Consider the following 17,978-nt stretch of genomic DNA (forward strand, 5'->3'; position numbering starts at 1 on the left):
TCGCTTTGAGGTATGAGCTTTTAATAATCGTGCCTTTGGCACCAAACTAAAGCTCAAAGGGAACGTTAGTGACCGACCTCCAAGTGCGAAGCACGACCTCACACCTCATAACCGCAATCCGAAGGATTGAACATGAAAAAATGGCGCATTGACGATTCCCGTGACTTGTACAATGTCAAGGGTTGGGGCGTGAACTTCTTCGACATCAACGAGAAGGGACACGCAACGGTTCACCCGCTCAAGGATGGCGGTCCGGACATCGACCTGTACGAACTCGTGCAGGAACTTTCGCTCCGTGACGTTTCGACTCCGATGCTGCTGCGTTTTCCGGATATTCTGGACAGCCGCATCGAGAAGATTAACGAATGCTTTAACAAGGCCCGCAAGGAATACGGCTTCAACGGGAGCTACTACAGCATCTTCCCGATCAAGGTGAACCAGCAACGCGCCGTGCTCGAAGAAGTCGTCAGCCACGGCAAGAAGTTCAACATCGGTCTTGAAGCCGGTTCCAAGCCGGAACTGCACGCCGTACTCGCGAACATGGACAATCCGGATTCGCTGATTATCTGCAACGGCTATAAGGACGAAGACTTTATCGAACTCGCGCTCCTTGCGCAGAAGATGGGCAAGAAGATTTTTGTCGTCGTCGAGAAGATGAACGAACTCCACCTGGTCGTGGAACTTTCCCGCCGTATTGGCGTGCGTCCGAACATCGGCATCCGAATCAAGCTTGCAAGCTCCGGTAGCGGCAAGTGGGAAGAATCCGGCGGATACCACAGCAAGTTCGGCCTGAACAGCTCCGAACTGTTGGAAGCACTGGACTACATCAAAGAAGAGAAGATGGAAGACTGCATGAAGCTCATCCACTTCCACCTGGGTAGCCAGATTACGAACATCCGCCATATCAAATCGGGCCTGCGCGAAGTCTCGCAGTTCTACGTGCAGATTCGCAAGATGGGCATGAGCCTGGAATTCGTGGACGTGGGCGGCGGTCTCGGCGTCGATTACGACGGCACCCGCAGTTCCAACGCGAGCTCGGTGAACTACTCCATTCAGGAATACGCAAACGACGTGGTGTACGCCATGTTCGAAGCCTGCGAAAACGGAGGGGTTGCCCACCCGAATATCATCGCGGAATCTGGCCGTGCGCTTGCCGCACACCATTCCATTCTGGTGTTCAACGTCCTGGAAACGGCCGGTCAGGCTTTCTTCGACGAGAACCTCCACGAAATCGATGACAACGCCCCCGACGCCCTAAAAGATCTTTACGGCATTTACAAGGGACTCACCCCGAAGAACCTGCTCGAAAGCTGGCATGACGCCATTCAGCTGAACGACGACGTGCTCAACGGATTCAAGGTCGGCGATTACGACTTGCCCACGCGCGCCATGTGCGAACGCCTGTTCTGGAGCATTGTACGCAAGGTGGACCTGCTCGCCAAGGACTTGCGCCATCCGCCTTATGAACTGAGCGAACTTCCGCGCCTTCTGGCCCAGAAGTATTTCTGCAACTTCAGCTTGTTCCAGAGCCTGCCGGACAGCTGGGGCGTAGACCAGGTTTTCCCGCTCATGCCGATCCAGCGCCTGAACGAAGAACCGACTGTGGAAACCACGCTGCAGGATGTCACTTGCGACTCCGACGGTAAAATCGACATGTTCGTGCGCGGTGGTGACGTGAGCCGCACGCTCCCGTTGCATGAGCTCAAGAACGGCGAACCGTACTACATCGCTGTTTACCTCGTGGGCGCCTACCAGGAAATCCTCGGTGACCTGCACAACCTCTTCGGCGATACGAACGCCGTCCACATCGTGTGCAACGACAAGGGCGGCTACGAAATCGACAAGGTGATCGACGGTGAATCCGTGGAAGACGTGCTCGACTACGTGAACTTCAGCGACAAGGCCCTTGTGCGCACCATGGAAAACTGGGTGTCGCGCTCCGTGAAGGAAGGAAAGATCAGCCTGCAAGAAGGCAAGGAATTCCTGAACATCTACCGCGGCGGCCTGTACGGATACACGTATCTAGAGTAGGAAACATCATCCATGTTTTTTGAACAAGCTATCGCACACCAGATTCCTGGTTACACTCGGGAAGCAGACTCCGCCCACGGCGAGTCGCTTGCCATGCTCGACTACAAGGACGAGCTTTCCATCAAGGACCATGCCATCCAGGAATTCTGGGACGTGAACCGCCTGGCGGGAACTCCGCAAAAGATTATTGCAAGTCCGCTTCCCCGCGCTTACCGCACCACGAGCAAGCGCCGCGTATTCATGCAGCCGGGCAACTTGCAATTTGACCGTCAGGAATCAATGCTGGAACCCGAGGAACACAACAAGATTTACGAGTTCCTGTTCGAAAAGCTGATTACTCCGGCCTACAAGCCGCTCGCCTACGCGCTCAACTGGATTATTATCCGTGGCACCTACAAGTACCGCGTCGTGATTTTCAACATCAAGAAAATCGACGCGAGCATTGTTCGCAAGCTCAAGCTGATTTCGGATGCACTGCAGCAGTCTCCGCTCCACGTCACCGCGGCACATGCCTACGTAGACACGACGGAATCCGACTACTACCTCGAAGCAAAACGCCCCACCGAAGGACTCAACTTCAAGCAGCTTTTCGGACCGCGCGAACTCAGCCTGAATCTGGGCAAGTTCAGCCTCAAGTATCCGGTAACGGGTTTCAGCCAGATTAACGAAAGCCAGATCCACAACCTGATCAAGGCGGCAAGCCGCATGCTTTCGCTAACCAAGGAAGACCACTTTCTGGACCTTTACTGTGGTTACGGTCTGTTCAGTTTTGCGTTGGGAGAAGCGGCCAAGTCCGTACTCGGCGTAGAATGGGAAGGTCCGTCGATCGACTGTGCGAAAGCATCTGCAAAGTACCTCAAGAAAAACTACAAGTTCATCGCCGGAAAGATCGACGAGATGTTCGTGCAGACAAGGCTTCCGCGACCGGTTCCGAACGAACCCGAAAAGATTCTGCTGGACCCGCCGCGCAAGGGATGCGAACCGGGCGTGATTCACGCGCTTGCCATGAGAAAGCCGATTCGTGTAGCCCATGTGTTCTGCGGCACCGATGAAATTCCCGCTTCGCTCAAAGAATGGGAACGCTACGGTTACCGCGTGCGCGAAGTGCAGCCGCTCGACTTGTTCCCCGGCACCCCGCACCTCGAAACCATCGTGATGCTCGAAAGAAAGTAATCCGCATTTTCCAGGTGGAAAATCGAACAAATTGCAATTCGAAATTTTCGGAACAGATATGAAAACAAAGCCGCTAACGACACCAGCGGCTTTTTTCGTATTCCGCAAGCACGTCAAGAAGCGGCTCTAGGCGACTATCGCTTACAGCACTTTGAATCCTTTTCATAAAGGCACCTACCGTTTCACCAGGTTCTCGACGAAAACCGGACTTGGCAAGTTCCTTTTCGCAAGCTTCCAGTTTCTTGGCCCAATGGAGGGCGCGCGCCGAAACAAAGGTGAGTCTCTTGCGATTCAACTTGTACGCGACATAGATTTTACGGCCGACAAAGCCCACGACAAGAATCACTAGCACCGAATACAGAATCGGACTTTCAAGAAGGGCGGTCGACTGGTTCTGCCAACTGTCTACGACACGGCGCCATTCACCTTCCTTTAGGGCATGCATCACGCGGGCGAAACGCCCGCGTACGCCCTCCCATTTGACGCTCCACCAGCTGGGAGCATCCGCAAATTGCGGCAAAATGGGAGGCGTCGGGTCGAAGATTACCCAGCGGTTATCGACAAAGGCTTCGACCCATGCATGCGAATGCTTGCGGCGGAAAATCGAATAGGGGCGCCCTTCTGCGATTTCGGGATTTGCAAAGCCCGTCACGTACCGCGCAGGAATTCCAAGTCGACGAAGAACCAGCGCCGAAAGCGTCGCATAGTATTCGCAGAATCCCTGCTTTTCGCGCCAGAAAACCGCGAGCGGGTCTTTTTCCATATTACTTCCGCCGCCACTCCAGCGAGAAATTCCCGGCACCGAAAGCGAATAGGAGAAGTTCGTGACAAAATAGGCGAGCATTTTCTGGAGAATCAGGGAATCGGCAGAATCCCGCGTCGAATCCGGCATCGATTTTGCGAGAGCTGCCGAATCCGCAACTACAGAATCCGCCGAGTCCGCGTCGCGCAACTGCATCGCCGCAATCACGGTATCGATCAACGGCCAATACCGCTCGCCCACCATCAAGTCGCCTTCGCCCGAAGTGAGCAGGGAATCCGGAATTTTGCAAGCATCCGGCACATTCTCCGCCGAGACAGGCCTGCACTTAAAATAATGCCAGTCGGAGCGTTTTCCGTTGCTATTCAGGCCCTGCACCATGCCACCCGCATAATAAGTCAGCGAGTCCACATCTTTCGCCGCAAAACCCACAGCACCGTAGGGCGCAAATACAAATCCAAAATTATTCAGTGTCGACTGCACCCAGACTTGTTCCACCTCGCGCAGGGAATCGGTCCTCGTCAGTGAATCCGCCGTTTCAAGCACGGCATAGTCCACCTGATAATAGGCAGGGTAGAGCCGCTTTGCAAATTTTGTCGGCAATTTCCAGATGCCCGCCACGTACTTTTCATAGCTTGCCGCCTTAAAGTATCTTGACGGATGTTCATCCCATACACGCAACACCACCTGGCTATTGTAGCGGGAATTGTAATTGCTCCCGAAGCTCCCCAAGGCCGCAACCGGATCAAAACCCATCATGCGTTCACGCTGGTAATAGTCCTCTGCCATTTTCGCACCGTAGCGGTAACGCTGCGATTTCCAATGTTGCCACCCCCCGTAAGAGATGGCACCGAGTGCCGCAATCACGAACAAAAAGAGCAGATACTTGTAAGGAGAGGTTCCGCGACGACTGTAGGCGCACAATGCAAAAATAAAGCCCACAAGGCCAACGGGAGCCCACCCACGGGGCACCATGTACATTCCAAACAGCAATGCCGCCACACCGTCAAAGGCGACAAAGACTTCGAAACCACCGTTTCCGCGGCTCCGTTCCTGCAGCAACGCCAGGTAGAGGAAGTAAACTCCCGGCAAGAAAATCAAATACGGCGACACCCCATTTTCGACCGAAGGTGTCATCACCCAGAAAAGGGCAAGCGGCACAATCGCCGCGTACGCCAAAATCTTGTTGTAGCGCGGGCGCTTCGCAAATTCGCGGCGGCGCGTCGCATTTAAGACGCCAATCACCACGAAGAGCAGCGCAAACAATATGCCGTACCAAAGGAAATCAAAGGTGTTCCCCAGGTTCACCGAGGCAACGCAGAGGAACAGCACCTTGAAGGCGTAGCGGATGTCTACTTTCTCGCTTGCCATCATAGCACAATTCCCTCGCCTTCAAAATCTTTCGGTGAAACCACCAGTAGTTTATCTTCGGTCGAGGCCGGCAGCATTCCAACCACGACATGCTTGTTCACCAGCGGTTCGTCGTTTTCGTAAAGCCCTATGCGAAGCACCGGATCCATCGGGCGCGCCGCAGGGGACCAAGGCGCGGGCTGCTTTCCGTGCGCAAGGGAGGCCATCGGGATTCTCGCTAGAGCATCCAGAAGATTCTTGCGACTTTCGGAACCGCCATCCAAGGCAATCTCTTCGCTGTCGATAAAGAAACGTCCGAGGATTTCGCGGTCCAGGAGCCACTCGCCCACCGCCGCAGTCAAGCGAATCGCATGTTCCAGGTACTGCCGCGACTTAAAATTCGGAGTCGCCGTATCCAGAAGCAAAATCACGCCCGCTCCGCGTTCCACCTCGAATTCCTTGGTGAAAGGCTTTCCGTAGCGGGCAAACGCCTTGTGGTGCAAGTCGCGCAGGGAATCGCCCTCGCGGTAAGGCCGCACGCCAATAAAATTCATGCCTCGGGTTAGGCTCGGCATCAAAAACGGCGCAAACGCCATGCCCGATGCGCCTTGTGTTAGGAACGGGAATTCCTGCACCTTGAGCGCGCGCGGATAAACCAGCAATTCTACGGAACCATTGTAACCGTAAGGCCACCGCAAAAGCCCCATAATCTCAGGTACATTCGCCGAAACCTTATTCAGCATAAAGGAGCCGCGATGCGTCGTTTTCACGAAGCATTCCAACTTGCGCGGAGGCTCCCCCTTCTTGATTTTCACATTTTCCGATTCAAACCCTGTCAGCGTCGGTGGCAAGCGATTCGCACCCAAATTCACACAGTCAATCGTCGAACGGACCGCCAAATAAGCCGTTACCGTTGCCGTTTCGCCTTCGCGCACACGATTCACCGAAACACTTTCGACCGCAATCTTACTCCGCTTCGCCGTCACGAACAGGCTAAAGACAAGCCCCAGGAACAGCAGAAAATCGAGTCCGCCAAAAATCCACGCCGCCCAGAAACCGGGCACCGCACCGGCAAACATCGAAAGCAGAAAAAGCGAAGCCAGCGCGCGGCCCGCCGCGGTAAAGTAATCTTGCCACCAGAAGTATATCGCCATCAGGAGCCCCGTCTTTTTCGGGGCCCGCGGAATCGAGCGAATGAACCAGTGGAAGAATGACATCTATTTCGGCACCGAAACCTGTTTCAAAATGTTCTGCAGAATTTTCTTGCTGGCGTCAGGGTCGCCGCTGTCCTTGGCGAACACGCGGTGTTCCATCACCGGGAAGAACACCCGCTGAATGTCATCGGGATTCACGAAGTCACGACCTTCTACAAAAGCACTTGCCTGCGCCATGCGCACCAGGTTCATGCCCGCACGCGGACTTGCCGCCAGACGCACGCCGCCATCGTTACGCGTCGCCTGCACAAGCGAAATCACATAGCGTTCCAAAGATTCGTCAATATGAATTCGTTGCACCTGGCCGCGTGCCGTCAAGACCTCTCCAGGAACCGTCACAGCACGCACAGAATCAATCGGACGACTGTTGCGATGCGCCCGCAAAATTTCAAGTTCAGTCTCCGCACTCGGATAGCCTACGGAAATACGTACCATAAAACGGTCCATCTGCGCCTCGGGTAGCGGAAACACGCCGTGGAATTCCACCGGGTTTTCGGTCGCAAGCACCATGAAGAGCTCCGGCAGCTTATAGCGTTCGCCTTCTAGCGAAACCTGGCGTTCTTCCATCGCTTCCAAGAGTGCACTCTGCGTACGTGGCGAGGCTCGGTTGATTTCGTCGGCCAACAGCACCTGCGTAAACACAGGCCCCTTTCGGATTTCAAATTCTCCTGTATTCGCCTTGAATACCGCACCGCCCGTCACATCGGCAGGCAACAAATCCGGCGTAAACTGGATTCGCGCGAAGTCCGCGCCAATCGCCGCCGCAAGCGCCTTCGAAAGCGTCGTCTTTCCCGTGCCGGGAACATCTTCCACCAGCACGTGACCATCGGCCAGCAGCGCCATCACCAAAAGTTCCACCGTCTCGGACTTTCCGAGCAGCACCCCATTCAAAGCATGAATCAAATCTTTAACCATGCTCTAAATATATGTTTTAGACGAAAGATTAGAGACGAGAGACGAGAGAAAACACGCAAAAAAGTAGGCAGATAATCAAGCAACCAAGCGGCGTATAACCTGACGCAAAACGCGCAAGCCGTATGTAATTACATTCAGGTTCGACTTTTCGTCGGCGTAACGCGTCGGAATCGGGAGTTCCGCAAGTTTAAAGCCACGGGCATCGGCAATCGAAATCATTTCAAGATCGATATCGAAACTCAGGCTCAGTTTTGCAAGATTGAGCGTCTTCAAGAATTCCGAGGAATAGACGATAAATCCGCTATGACGATCCGTCAATTTCTGCTTAAAGGCGAGATTTTCGACAGTCGTCAGGAACCTTCCGCCCAATCGCTTGTACAGGGGCATTTTACCCGCCTTGGCACCACCGCGAATCAGATGACGCGAGCCCTGCACCAGGCCAAGCTTTTTCGACGCATCCGTCACCATTTTTTCTTGAGATTCCAAGTACTTAAAGAATTCGTCCAGCTGTTCTGCCGGATACTGCCCATCGCCATGCAGACAAGCTATAAACTTCGCACCGGAGCGGAGCCCTTCGGAAATACCTTTCTTGACAACGGCGCCGTAGCCATTATTTTGTTCAAACCGCATATAGCGAAGGCGCGATTTTTTTAGGGCACCTGCAAATTCGCTATCGAGAGCCGCCACAAAATTTTCAAAGGAGCCTCGCGTATCGTCCACCGAGCCGTCGTCAATCACCAGGACGATCGAACGTTTCCAGACATCGTCTGAAATCTTTTGCAGGACAGGCGCAAGAGTTGACGCAACGTTATAGGCGGGAACAAAGATGAAATAATCAACAGACATCAACGTAGTGCCCAACGAACCACCGAAGGGATTCTTCAAGAGCTTCTTTCAGCGGAATCTTCGCCTTAAAGCCGAGCAAGCGTTCCGCCTTTTCAACCGATGGCAGGCGGCGCAGGGAATCATCGTAACCCTTGCCGTAATAGTCTTCGCCCGAAACCGTTTCAACTCCAGGCACCGTACTTTCGGGTATTCCCTTGACCGAAGCGAACACCGAACGCATCATCTGCGCAAGTTCTGCGATGGACACTTCGTTTGCCGCATTGCCTACGTTAAATGCCTGCGAAAGAACACTTTCGCGACGTTCCGGTTCGCTGGCCGCAGCAAACACGCAGAACATAAAGTCAACGGCATCGTGTACCGAGGTAAAGCAACGCTTGGCGACACCGCCATTGACAAGCTTAAGCGTTTCTCCACGGACAAGCGCCGTCGAAAAATTCGCAAGCACGCGTGGAATTCCTTCGCCATCGACCCCCGGCATAAAGTCCATGAACGGTCCCACGAAATTGAAGGGGCGAACTACCGTCCAGTCAAGGTCTGCAAGCCCCGCCAAGTAACGTTCGGTCAACAGCTTTGCCGTCGCATAGCTCCAGCGGCTAGCCGAAACCGGCCCCAGCACAATTTCGGATTCGTCTTCAAGAAGCGCACCCGAATCCGCCGCCGTCTTGCCGTAAATTTCGGAAGTCGAAAAATGAATCAGCCAGCTACCGTTCTTGGCACAAGCATCGGCCAAGGCCCGCGGATGATCGTAATTGCTACGAATGACCTCGGCAGCCTCCGCCATATAACGCCCAGGCGTACAGATTGCCGCCAGATTCACCACCACCGGGAACCGAACAACGCGCGCAATCACTTCGGGGTCCGCAAGATCCGCACTCAAAAACTCGAACCGTGGATTAGCCAAGTGTTCCTGAATACGGTACGAATCCAGATCAACCCCGAAAACGCGCCAGCTCGTGCGTTCCAAGATGGCCCGCAACAAGTGGCTACCAATAAAACCACCGCAACCCACAAGGGCTACGGTGACAGAAGAATCTTCAAATTTGAGAGTCGCGTTCAACTACTCGGTCACCTTGAAGGCACCAGAGTTTTCACCCTTGGCAGTCTTATTGTAGGGCGACACACGAATAACGGCCTTCTTCAAGGGCAATTCGACGCTATCCGGCAAGAATTCCTTTTTAATAACCACCTTCTGCTCGTTGCAGGTCTTTCCATCCAGGTACTTCGGATCTACAGATTCATAGACCATATCCAGGCCTTCATCCTCTTCATCCGTCTTGAGCAAAAAGCGGTATCCAGCATCCTGAACATCGGCACCATAAACGATGGTTACTTCATCACCAATCTTGAAAGTTTCACCACCCTTGGGGTAGGCGATTTTGACGCCATCCTTGACAGTGCAATCATAGCTGGTCTTGCTGTCATCGGATGCCGAAGAAGAATCATCGCATGCGGTAAAAGAAACTGCGGCAGCCAGGGCGCACATAGATACGGTCAACTTAAAAAGCTTCATAAAGTCTCCATTTTTTATTGTAATATACAAATTTAGTAGACGGCAGGAACTTAGAACTTCACAGATTGTTGCATCTGAAGGCGGCCATCGAGCTGCACCCGCACAAAATAGCGACCATACGGCATTTTGGCGCCTTTTTGCAACAACGGAACCGTTCCCGGAGCAACATGGCGCATTTCCTGGGCAACCACCTTTCCCAAGGCATTCATCACCTGCACCTTGAGCAAGCCACCTGAAGTCGTCACGGTCTTGCGAGCGGCATCGAACCCAAAACCCGCAACAGGGCGCATACCGGAAATGGACGTCTTGTCCCCTTCCGAAGATGAAGATTCAATATCGCCTTTTACCTTTGCAGGGTTACAGCCCGTACGGTAGACGCCCCTGATATCAAAGGCAACCATATCAATATTCGGGCCACCATCGGCCGAGGCCGAAGCAAGCTTCATTTTGAAATCAAGTGCATCCAACCACACGTCGTCAATATAAGCGGAATCCCACTTGTCCCAGCTTCCTGTCGACTTGAAAGTCACGTCGTAGACACCATTATCAATCGTAACCTTCATGTCGCGATCCGAATTTCCGACGAAGGAATAGCGAATCATGACGCGAGCATTCGACGCCGACTGATCGGAGGTGATGTTATACGTAGCCGTACTATAGGCGCTATTGTCAAAATTGAAGAAGCCCTTTCCCGTAAAGCCATCGTGGTTCGCTTCCGTCCAACCATCTCCCGATTCAGGACTCGCCATGTCAATCGGAGACGGCCATTCGGCATCCGCTTTGCCATCAAAGCAAAGCGTGGAATCAATGGAAGCAGAGGACTGCGGATCTTCGGAACTAGAGGAAGTCGGATTGACATCTATCTGTTCTTCACCATGAACCGTAGGTTCACAAGCGGGGCCACCATCAAAAACAGCGGTATAGGTTGCGGCACGGTAAAGCGTCTTTTGGCCGTAATAGTTGGAATCCGCAGTCAATTTGTTGCAGTCATCATCGTACCAACCGACAAACTTTTTACCGAAGCTACCGGGACTTACATGCAACGTAAGCGGAGCACCACCGGGCAGTTTCTGGTTATGGGTAATCAAGCCGTTGCCATTCGAAACATTCGCCTTGACCGTCAAGTCATAGCGGGGCTTGAGTGCCGACACCAGCAAGGAAAGCCGCGTCTTGGCTTCAGCGGAGATATAGCTTTCGTTCTTCAGAGCATCTTCCAGTTCTTCGGCAATCCACTGGCAATGCGCAATGGAGCCCGACTCCTGGAAATGCGTCGTTCCGTCATTGGTAACGCCATCGGGATAATTGGGATATTCGCCTTTCAGGAACATCTTGAACTGATAACGCGAAACATAATTCGGATTCCAGCTCTTGCTGTAAGCATTGTAAGATTTCGCGTTCAGGTTCACATAGGGAATTCCGTTTTTCTTGGAAAGTTCGAGCATCTTACCGACAACATTATATTCCGTGAAAACATTACGGCCATTCGCGCCCATGTTCATGTTCATCGGCGTCACGAAAATCGGAGTGGCGCCTGCCGCCTTGGCGACATCCACGTATTGCTGTAACCAGAAGGCCAACGAATCAAAAGGAACTTCGCGAGGCTTGCTTCCAAAATAACGGTCGTTGTGTCCAAACTGCACTAGAACAAAGTCGCCATTCTGAATGGACGGTTTCAACCCCTCAAGCTTGCCATCCTGGATAAACGTCTTGGAGCTGCGGCCGCCAATCGCCACGTTATTGACCCTGACTCTTGAACCGTCAAAGAAACTCCCGAGAATTTGTCCCCAACCCGTCTGCGGATAGACATTATCCTTGTAGGTCGCAACGGTCGAATCCCCGATCACGTGAACGGTGAAACTCGTGGAATCGCTCACGGCGACTCCCGTGAACACGGCCGCTGCTAGAAGAAATTTGAAAACATTTTTCATAATAATCTCTAGATTTTTCGTCCCTTCGGCAAGCTCAGGGATCTTAATGAGGCTGGTGAGCCTGCCGAACCACGCTCCTAGATGACGGAGAAGAAAGACTCTTTATTTACTTCACCTTCGCCCATGTGGTCGCAAACTTGGCACTTCCCTGTTTCACGACAACGCGATAGAGTCCCGCATTTTTCACCAACGAAGAAAGCGACAGTTCACTTGCTCCATCGACAATCTTGCGAGCCACTAGGCGCCCACGCATATCAAAGAGCGCGACATCTGCCCTTTCCAAAAGCGAAAGCTTATCGCCGCGGAGTTTTACACCCGCATTCATGGCAGGCCCCCGCAAAATCGTCGTCAGAGAATCCGTAGAATCTCCCGAAACTTCGGGGCAGCCTTCGCTTATACGGCACACGCCGTCGATATTGAAGCCGAACGCATCAATATTAGGGCCGCCGTCGCTTGTAAGCGACATAATCTTGAGTTCGGCTTCACCTTGCGGAGCATCCATCACCACGTAGGCGGTATCCCACTTGTCCCAACCACCCGTCGGCGGTGCACTCACAAGGTAATCATGGTCCAAATAAGCATTGAACATACGATCCGACGATCCGCCGTTTGCATAGCGCACCGCAAGCGTCACATAGCCTGCGCCTGGGAACTTGACCTTATATGCGGCAAACGAGGCATTCGTATTATCCAGATTGTAATAGCCTTCGCCCGTAAAGCCAGTCCATTCGTTCTGAGTCCAGCCGATTCCAGCCGTATCCGGAGTGCTTGCATCAAAGAATTTCTTGATATCCTTGTCAATTTTCACCGTATCCTGCGTGCTGCCTTCAATCGGGGTAAACGGAACAAAGGTCACATCGTCAAGGCTCTTCGGGGTCGTGGTCGGGAATGCGGTTAACGCAGCACCATCGCCGGTATATTTCTGCGCCGTTCCGCCCTCGTAAACCGCCGTGAACTGCGTCGAGGCACTACCCATCACGAACGTATGAATGTAAGGAGACTTCACGTTCGAACGGCTCGGGGCACCCACCTTGTTGCCGTTACCGTCGTACCAGCCCAAGAACTTCTTGCCGCTCTTCGGAATAGTCTTGAGCATCACGGTCATGCCCTTCGGGTAATAGGCGTTAATCGAAGTCGCTTCGGCAGCACCTTCGGGGCTCACCTTGACTTCGACCTGGTACATGGGCGCCATGTAGTCGCCGAGTTTTTTCACAATCGGGTCACTGTGGGCGCGCATCTGTTCGGTAATAATGCGCCCGAAAGCGTTCGCACCGTTCATCTGCAAGTGCACCTGGTCCGTCTGGTCACTGCCAAGATTGCTGTATTCTGCCTTGGTCGCATAGTTGAAGATGAACTGAGCCGCATACTGCTCGCCCACCGAAATCATGTAGTTCGCGACCATTTCGCTCATATCGATAAACGGCACGTTCAAGGAATCCGCCAAATGCTGGTTCAGCGCCGGGTAGCCGCGATAGCTATTGTGGATTTGCGTCGGGGAATCGTAATACAGGCGACGAATCGGACTCATGATGATCGGATACGCGCCCTTCGCACGGACTTCCTTCACCAATTGAATCATATTGGAACGGAAAAAATCTTCGTTGCTGTAGCTTACGTCATTGATTCCAAACTGGATCACCACATAGTCGCCAGCCTGCACCCTATCGGCAATGCAGTTGCTCCCCGAAGTACAGCCGTGTTTCCAGAACATGTCATAGTAACCGACAGCGGTGTTCCCTTTTTTGTCGAGACCGCCACCACCCAAGGACATTCCGCCCTTGCCCCAGTTTTCAACGGCAGCCTTGTTGATGTCAAACCAGTAATGAAAATCCTGGCCCTGCCCCTGCTTGGGGTAATAGCCTTCGGCCCAGTCCTGCATAGTGGAATCGCCCAACATAAAGATGGTGACCTTTGCCCACAGTAACGGGGCGACAACCATCGAAGCGACAACTACCGTTTGCCAAATCTTATTCAACATAATTTACCCAAACCAAAAAGCCTAGCCCCGGCCTAACATTCGCAAGACCGGGACTAGACAGTGAGGTGTTTTATTGTTTTGCGAATTTCTCCGCAAAAACAGCCTTTCCGTCAAGTTTAACCTTCACCAAGTATATTCCCTTCGGGAGCAGTTCTTGGTCGAGTGCCATCGCTGTAGATCCCGCAGAAACATTCTTCGAGATACCCAGGCGCATCGCACCGGACAAGTCGTAGAAGTAAATTTCAGCAAGGCCTGCCTTCGGGGTGTACAACACACCCGTCGAGGGGTTGAACACCATTCCACGCACAGAAGCTGCAACAGGCGTTATCGTGGTCTGCTCGTCGACCTGGCCCGCATAGGCGCTCACGCCTTCGATATCGAAGTAGAACATATCCACATTCGCGCCACCATCGGCAGTCGTCGACTTAAGCGTAATCGTATTGAGTCCCTTCGCCAAATCAATCTTCGCATCGGTCGTAAGCCAAGTCGTCCAGCCGCCGGTCGCATCCATAGAGACTGTCCCTACCTTGACTCCGTTCACCACAAGTTCCATATCGCGTGCGGCACTGCCACCGTTTGCAAAGCGGATACTGATGGTGGTAGAAGCGGTATGTTCGGAATACAGATTCCACGTACCGTAGCTTGCGGTGGAATTGTCGAAGTTGAAGTATCCCTTCTCGACAAAGCCCGTATTGGTCGTCTCGGACCAGCCAATTCCCGCATCCGGTGTAGAAGCATCGACCTTGGAGGCCTCCTTCTTCGTCGCAACCTCTTCAGCATTTCCCGAAGCGGCAACAGAGAGCACGCCCTTCGCAAATGCGGCATCACCCTCACCACCTTCGGTTACAACGGTGTAGGCAAATACGCCCGCTTCGGTCGGGGTTCCCGAAATGGTCACGGTCGAACCCTCTACCTTCGCGGTCACGCCCTTCGGGAGTCCAGTCACCTTCACGCCGTCGCAGCCGATAAACTTGTAGCCGAAGCTCTCGATTGCATTACCCAGCAGGATTCCCTGGTTTTCAAGCCCATCGCCCACCTTCGAAATAGAAGGAGCGAGGCCCGCGACACCTTCGGTGCCGAGCATGTAAATGTCGGGTTTCTTCAGATTCTTCACCATGTCGGGCAGGTAATAGCTCACATGGGGCGGCTGGTTGTAGGCAACGTTCTGCCAGGCAACACTCACACGGTATTGCGGGTCATGCATCAGCGTGTAGAGCCTGTGCGGAGTCGTCACGGGAGTCTGGAAAATCGTAATCGTCGAAGGATCCGTGCTGGAACGCGCAATGAATTCTTCGCGCCAGTCACCGAAGAGATCGGCTACAATACAGGGATTCGCCTTAGTGTAGTTGTTCAGAGTCGAACTATTCACTTCATAGAAGCTGAAGTAGCGATCGACGGTTTTCTTGCTGGAATTCCACTTTTCAATTTTTCCTCCGCTGCCGCCGCTGCCTGTGGCATCCAGCAGTTCATCTTGCAAGTCACCGTCAAAGTAAATGCGGAAATTGACCGAAGGAGTCGTAGCCGAAAGCGTCGTTCCAGTTACAGTGCGAATTCCGCCGCTGGTTCCCGACCACATTTCAAAGCCACGATTCGTGGAATCGACATCGGCCGCCATGCCACGACCGTTATCGCAACCGACATGTTCGTTTCCGTTTTTATCCTTACATTTCAATGTACTTTGCAACGTTCCCCACACCACATTGCCTTCCTTGTCCCGGAATTCTTCGCTGTACTTGTTGGTAGTTTCTTCGTGAACGTCGTAAACTTCCAATCCCGGCTTGTCGGGATCCATGTCGGACAGGTGCATGGCATCGCCATGGCCAAACCCGGTACGGTAAAGGAGGGTTCCGTCGTGCTTGAGTGCCGCAGAGCCCATAACAATTTCGTCAAAGCCGTCGCCATCCAGGTCGCCAACGGAAAGGTTGTGGTTACCTTCGCCGTAAAGCCCCTGCCCCTTCTTGTCGGAACTGTGCTGCCAGCGGGTCTTGAGTTCCTTGCCGTCAAAATCATAGGCAGCCACAAAGAATTCGGTATAGTAACCGCGGCTCATGATGACACTCGGGTGAACCCCGTCCAGGTAGGCAATCGCCGCCAGCATACGGTTATCGCGGTTTCCATAGCTATCACCCGAAATCTTTCCACGGGCAGGCCAATAGTTAATCGTATGGATGGCCTCGCCGGTATTTCCCTTGAACACCGTCAGGAACTCGTTACCGGTCATGATCGTTCCCGAAGAGGAGCGATAATCCTTGGAACCGTCGCCAATGACCTTGCCCTTGCCGTCGACAGTGCCGTCGGAAGTTTTCATCACGATTTCGGCAATACCGTCACCATCCAAGTCGTAGACCATGAACTGCGTGTAATGGGCGCCGGCACGGATATTCTTGCCGAGGTCGATACGCCACAGGAGGGTTCCATCCATCTTCAAGCCGTCAATAAACACCGATCCCGTGTAACCCGACTGGGAATTGTCCTTGGAATTGTTCGGATCCCACTTGAGAACCAAATCCAGCTCGCCGTCGCCATCCAGGTCGCCCACGCTCATGTCGTTTGGGCTGTAGCTGCATGTAGAGCCATCCGGCATCGTCTGGTCCTTAGGCACATTGAGCCCCTTGATGGTCTTGTACGGGAACCCCTTGCTGTTCTGGTCCAACACGATAAGTGCGCCTTCCGCCTTGCCTTCCTTGCCGTTCACCACGGCGGCGACCGTATACTTGGAAGTCGTCTTGCCGTCGGCATCCAAATAGTTCGTGCCAGCAGTCTTTCCGATAGACGCAATTTTCGTCCCGTCACGGTAAAGGTTGAATTCCGTGTCCGGATTTTCAGTGCCCAAGAGGCGCCAACTCACGAGCATCCCCTTGCCCGTGTTCGCTACCGCAAGGCCGCGTGAAAGTTTTTCCATTTGGCGGGTCGCCGCGAAAGAGGGCGACGCAAGACCAAAAGCCAGGACTGCTCCAGCAAAAATTGTCGATGTTTTTAAACCAATACCCATATAAACTCCATTTTTTGGGCAACCTCTAAGCAAATCTATCCTCAAAAAAACAAAAAAGTTCTTACTTAATTCCTTTTTGTAGTCCAAGGACAACACCCTTTGCAGGAAACCTATTCCAAATATAACCTATTTTTACATAAAAAGTCTACACTATTTAATATTTTTTACCAAAAACAAGCCGTTTTTAAAATATATAACAAAAATAAAAAGTCCACATTTTAAGATAAAAATGAGCAAACTGTAGACAACGGGCCGTGATAAACCCATATTTTTCTACATTTGCCGACAATGATGCCCGAATGGTTCAAAAATTTTTCATGGGAAAGGATGTTCGACGCGATTGCCGCGCGATCCGTCACGCCCGTAAAAATCGCCATCATTGCAGGCAAGTCGTTCCTATATTTCCATGGGCTCACCCGTGCGGCAGCCCTCACCTACACGACTTTCTTGGCAGTAGTTCCCCTGCTGATTCTCCTGACCTCGATCACCATCGCGGTCGGATTCGGCAGCTTTGTTTCGGACTACCTGCCCCACCTGCTGAACATCCTGAACCTGGACTGGCCTATAGACCCCATTATCGCCATCGTTAAAAATGCAGAACACGTTCCTATCGGAAAGTTGGGCTTTATCGGTGCCATGGGTCTTTTTGTCACCTTCATCCTTGCGTTCGGCAGCCTGGAATCGAACTTCAACGTGGTGTGGGAAAACAAGGTTTCGCGCCCCCTCCACAAGCAGTTGCGCATCTACACGCCCCTTTTGCTCATTTTCGCAGGGATTATCGGTCTTTACGCCGGTTTTGTGAACCATGTGCAAAACGCCCTTTCAGTCATTGTCATAGACGGCCTGCATTTCGACCCTTCCGTGCTTCACACGCTGATAGATGCCTTCTGGTACGTAACTTTCCACGGGGCCATCATCCTGATTATTTTTCTCACGCTCTATGCGTTGCCGGCAAGACCCGACCCCAAGACCTACACCAAGAAAAAACTGCTCCTTTCTTCTATCGGCATTTCCTTCTTGGCATGGTTCAGCATCATGGTTTACGTAAGGATCCTGATGCTCATCCAGACGACCCTCGTGACCAGGATGTCCATTTTCTACGGTTCACTAGCATTTATTCCGCTCATTCTTTTCCTCGTTTTCGGAATCTGGACCATCGTTCTTTGCGGAAATTCCATCGTCTGGACTATTTGCACTTGGCCAGAATCGAAGGACCGCATCTGGAACTGGGAAGGAAGCCCCTCCGAAGACCTGAACATGACCAAAGACAGGATGTAGGTT

Annotated in this window: 12 protein-coding genes; 3 read left to right on the top strand and 9 right to left on the bottom strand. The window is 52.8% G+C overall.

Annotated features, from left to right (window positions below; all coding sequences use genetic code 11):
• Positions 1-132 precede the first annotated feature (132 nt).
• On the top strand, positions 133-2,031 hold the full coding sequence (gene speA / locus Q0W37_RS04080) for a biosynthetic arginine decarboxylase (protein ID WP_297699030.1): 1,899 nt from the start codon (positions 133-135) through the stop codon (positions 2,029-2,031).
• 12 nt (positions 2,032-2,043) lie between these two features.
• Entirely contained in the window at positions 2,044-3,204 is a 1,161-nt protein-coding gene (locus Q0W37_RS04085; RefSeq protein ID WP_297699032.1) for a class I SAM-dependent RNA methyltransferase, read from the top strand.
• Between the two features lie 73 nt (positions 3,205-3,277).
• Here the strand turns inward: Q0W37_RS04085 and Q0W37_RS04090 are convergent, their stop codons facing one another.
• The 9 genes from Q0W37_RS04090 to Q0W37_RS04130 form a co-directional block, all read right to left on the bottom strand.
• Positions 3,278-5,338, bottom strand: coding sequence for a transglutaminase family protein (locus Q0W37_RS04090; protein WP_297699034.1), 2,061 nt, complete (start codon positions 5,336-5,338; stop codon positions 3,278-3,280).
• Positions 5,335-6,531: a DUF58 domain-containing protein gene (locus tag Q0W37_RS04095; protein ID WP_297699036.1), complete on the bottom strand. Its 1,197-nt coding sequence runs from the start codon at positions 6,529-6,531 to the stop codon at positions 5,335-5,337. Before Q0W37_RS04095 ends, Q0W37_RS04090 begins: the two co-directional genes overlap by 4 nt.
• Positions 6,532-7,443 (bottom strand): MoxR family ATPase, encoded by a 912-nt coding sequence (locus Q0W37_RS04100; RefSeq protein ID WP_297699038.1) that lies wholly within the window; start codon positions 7,441-7,443, stop codon positions 6,532-6,534.
• A 75-nt stretch (positions 7,444-7,518) separates the two neighbouring features.
• Entirely contained in the window at positions 7,519-8,289 is a 771-nt protein-coding gene (locus Q0W37_RS04105; protein WP_297699041.1) for a glycosyltransferase family 2 protein, read from the bottom strand.
• Entirely contained in the window at positions 8,279-9,346 is a 1,068-nt protein-coding gene (locus tag Q0W37_RS04110; RefSeq protein ID WP_297699043.1) for an NAD-dependent epimerase/dehydratase family protein, read from the bottom strand. Before Q0W37_RS04110 ends, Q0W37_RS04105 begins: the two co-directional genes overlap by 11 nt.
• The gene (locus Q0W37_RS04115; RefSeq protein ID WP_297699045.1) at positions 9,347-9,799 is read right to left on the bottom strand and encodes a hypothetical protein; all 453 of its coding nucleotides are present in this window, start codon (positions 9,797-9,799) and stop codon (positions 9,347-9,349) included.
• A gap of 50 nt (positions 9,800-9,849) precedes the next feature.
• Positions 9,850-11,727, bottom strand: a complete 1,878-nt coding sequence (locus Q0W37_RS04120; protein ID WP_297699047.1) for a GDSL-type esterase/lipase family protein — start codon at positions 11,725-11,727, stop codon at positions 9,850-9,852.
• Positions 11,728-11,833: 106 nt separating this feature from the next.
• Positions 11,834-13,705, bottom strand: a complete 1,872-nt coding sequence (locus Q0W37_RS04125; RefSeq protein ID WP_297699049.1) for a GDSL-type esterase/lipase family protein — start codon at positions 13,703-13,705, stop codon at positions 11,834-11,836.
• A gap of 70 nt (positions 13,706-13,775) precedes the next feature.
• On the bottom strand, positions 13,776-16,607 hold the full coding sequence (locus tag Q0W37_RS04130) for a carbohydrate-binding protein (RefSeq protein ID WP_297699051.1): 2,832 nt from the start codon (positions 16,605-16,607) through the stop codon (positions 13,776-13,778).
• Positions 16,608-17,024: 417 nt separating this feature from the next.
• On the opposite strand from Q0W37_RS04130, the gene Q0W37_RS04135 reads away from it, so the two are divergent.
• On the top strand, positions 17,025-17,975 hold the full coding sequence (locus Q0W37_RS04135; protein WP_297699053.1) for a YihY/virulence factor BrkB family protein: 951 nt from the start codon (positions 17,025-17,027) through the stop codon (positions 17,973-17,975).
• Positions 17,976-17,978: the final 3 nt, after the last annotated feature.

This window comes from uncultured Fibrobacter sp. (assembly GCF_947166265.1).
Taxonomy (GTDB): Bacteria; Fibrobacterota; Fibrobacteria; order Fibrobacterales; family Fibrobacteraceae; genus Fibrobacter.

Coding starts and splice junctions, on each gene's coding strand:
- speA (WP_297699030.1), top strand. CDS start 133: ATGAAAAAATGGCGCATTGACGATTCCCGTGACTTGTACAATGTCAAG.
- Q0W37_RS04085 (WP_297699032.1), top strand. CDS start 2,044: ATGTTTTTTGAACAAGCTATCGCACACCAGATTCCTGGTTACACTCGG.
- Q0W37_RS04090 (WP_297699034.1), bottom strand. CDS start 5,338: ATGATGGCAAGCGAGAAAGTAGACATCCGCTACGCCTTCAAGGTGCTG.
- Q0W37_RS04095 (WP_297699036.1), bottom strand. CDS start 6,531: ATGTCATTCTTCCACTGGTTCATTCGCTCGATTCCGCGGGCCCCGAAA.
- Q0W37_RS04100 (WP_297699038.1), bottom strand. CDS start 7,443: ATGGTTAAAGATTTGATTCATGCTTTGAATGGGGTGCTGCTCGGAAAG.
- Q0W37_RS04105 (WP_297699041.1), bottom strand. CDS start 8,289: ATGTCTGTTGATTATTTCATCTTTGTTCCCGCCTATAACGTTGCGTCA.
- Q0W37_RS04115 (WP_297699045.1), bottom strand. CDS start 9,799: ATGAAGCTTTTTAAGTTGACCGTATCTATGTGCGCCCTGGCTGCCGCA.
- Q0W37_RS04120 (WP_297699047.1), bottom strand. CDS start 11,727: ATGAAAAATGTTTTCAAATTTCTTCTAGCAGCGGCCGTGTTCACGGGA.
- Q0W37_RS04125 (WP_297699049.1), bottom strand. CDS start 13,705: ATGTTGAATAAGATTTGGCAAACGGTAGTTGTCGCTTCGATGGTTGTC.
- Q0W37_RS04130 (WP_297699051.1), bottom strand. CDS start 16,607: ATGGAAAAACTTTCACGCGGCCTTGCGGTAGCGAACACGGGCAAGGGG.
- Q0W37_RS04135 (WP_297699053.1), top strand. CDS start 17,025: ATGTTCGACGCGATTGCCGCGCGATCCGTCACGCCCGTAAAAATCGCC.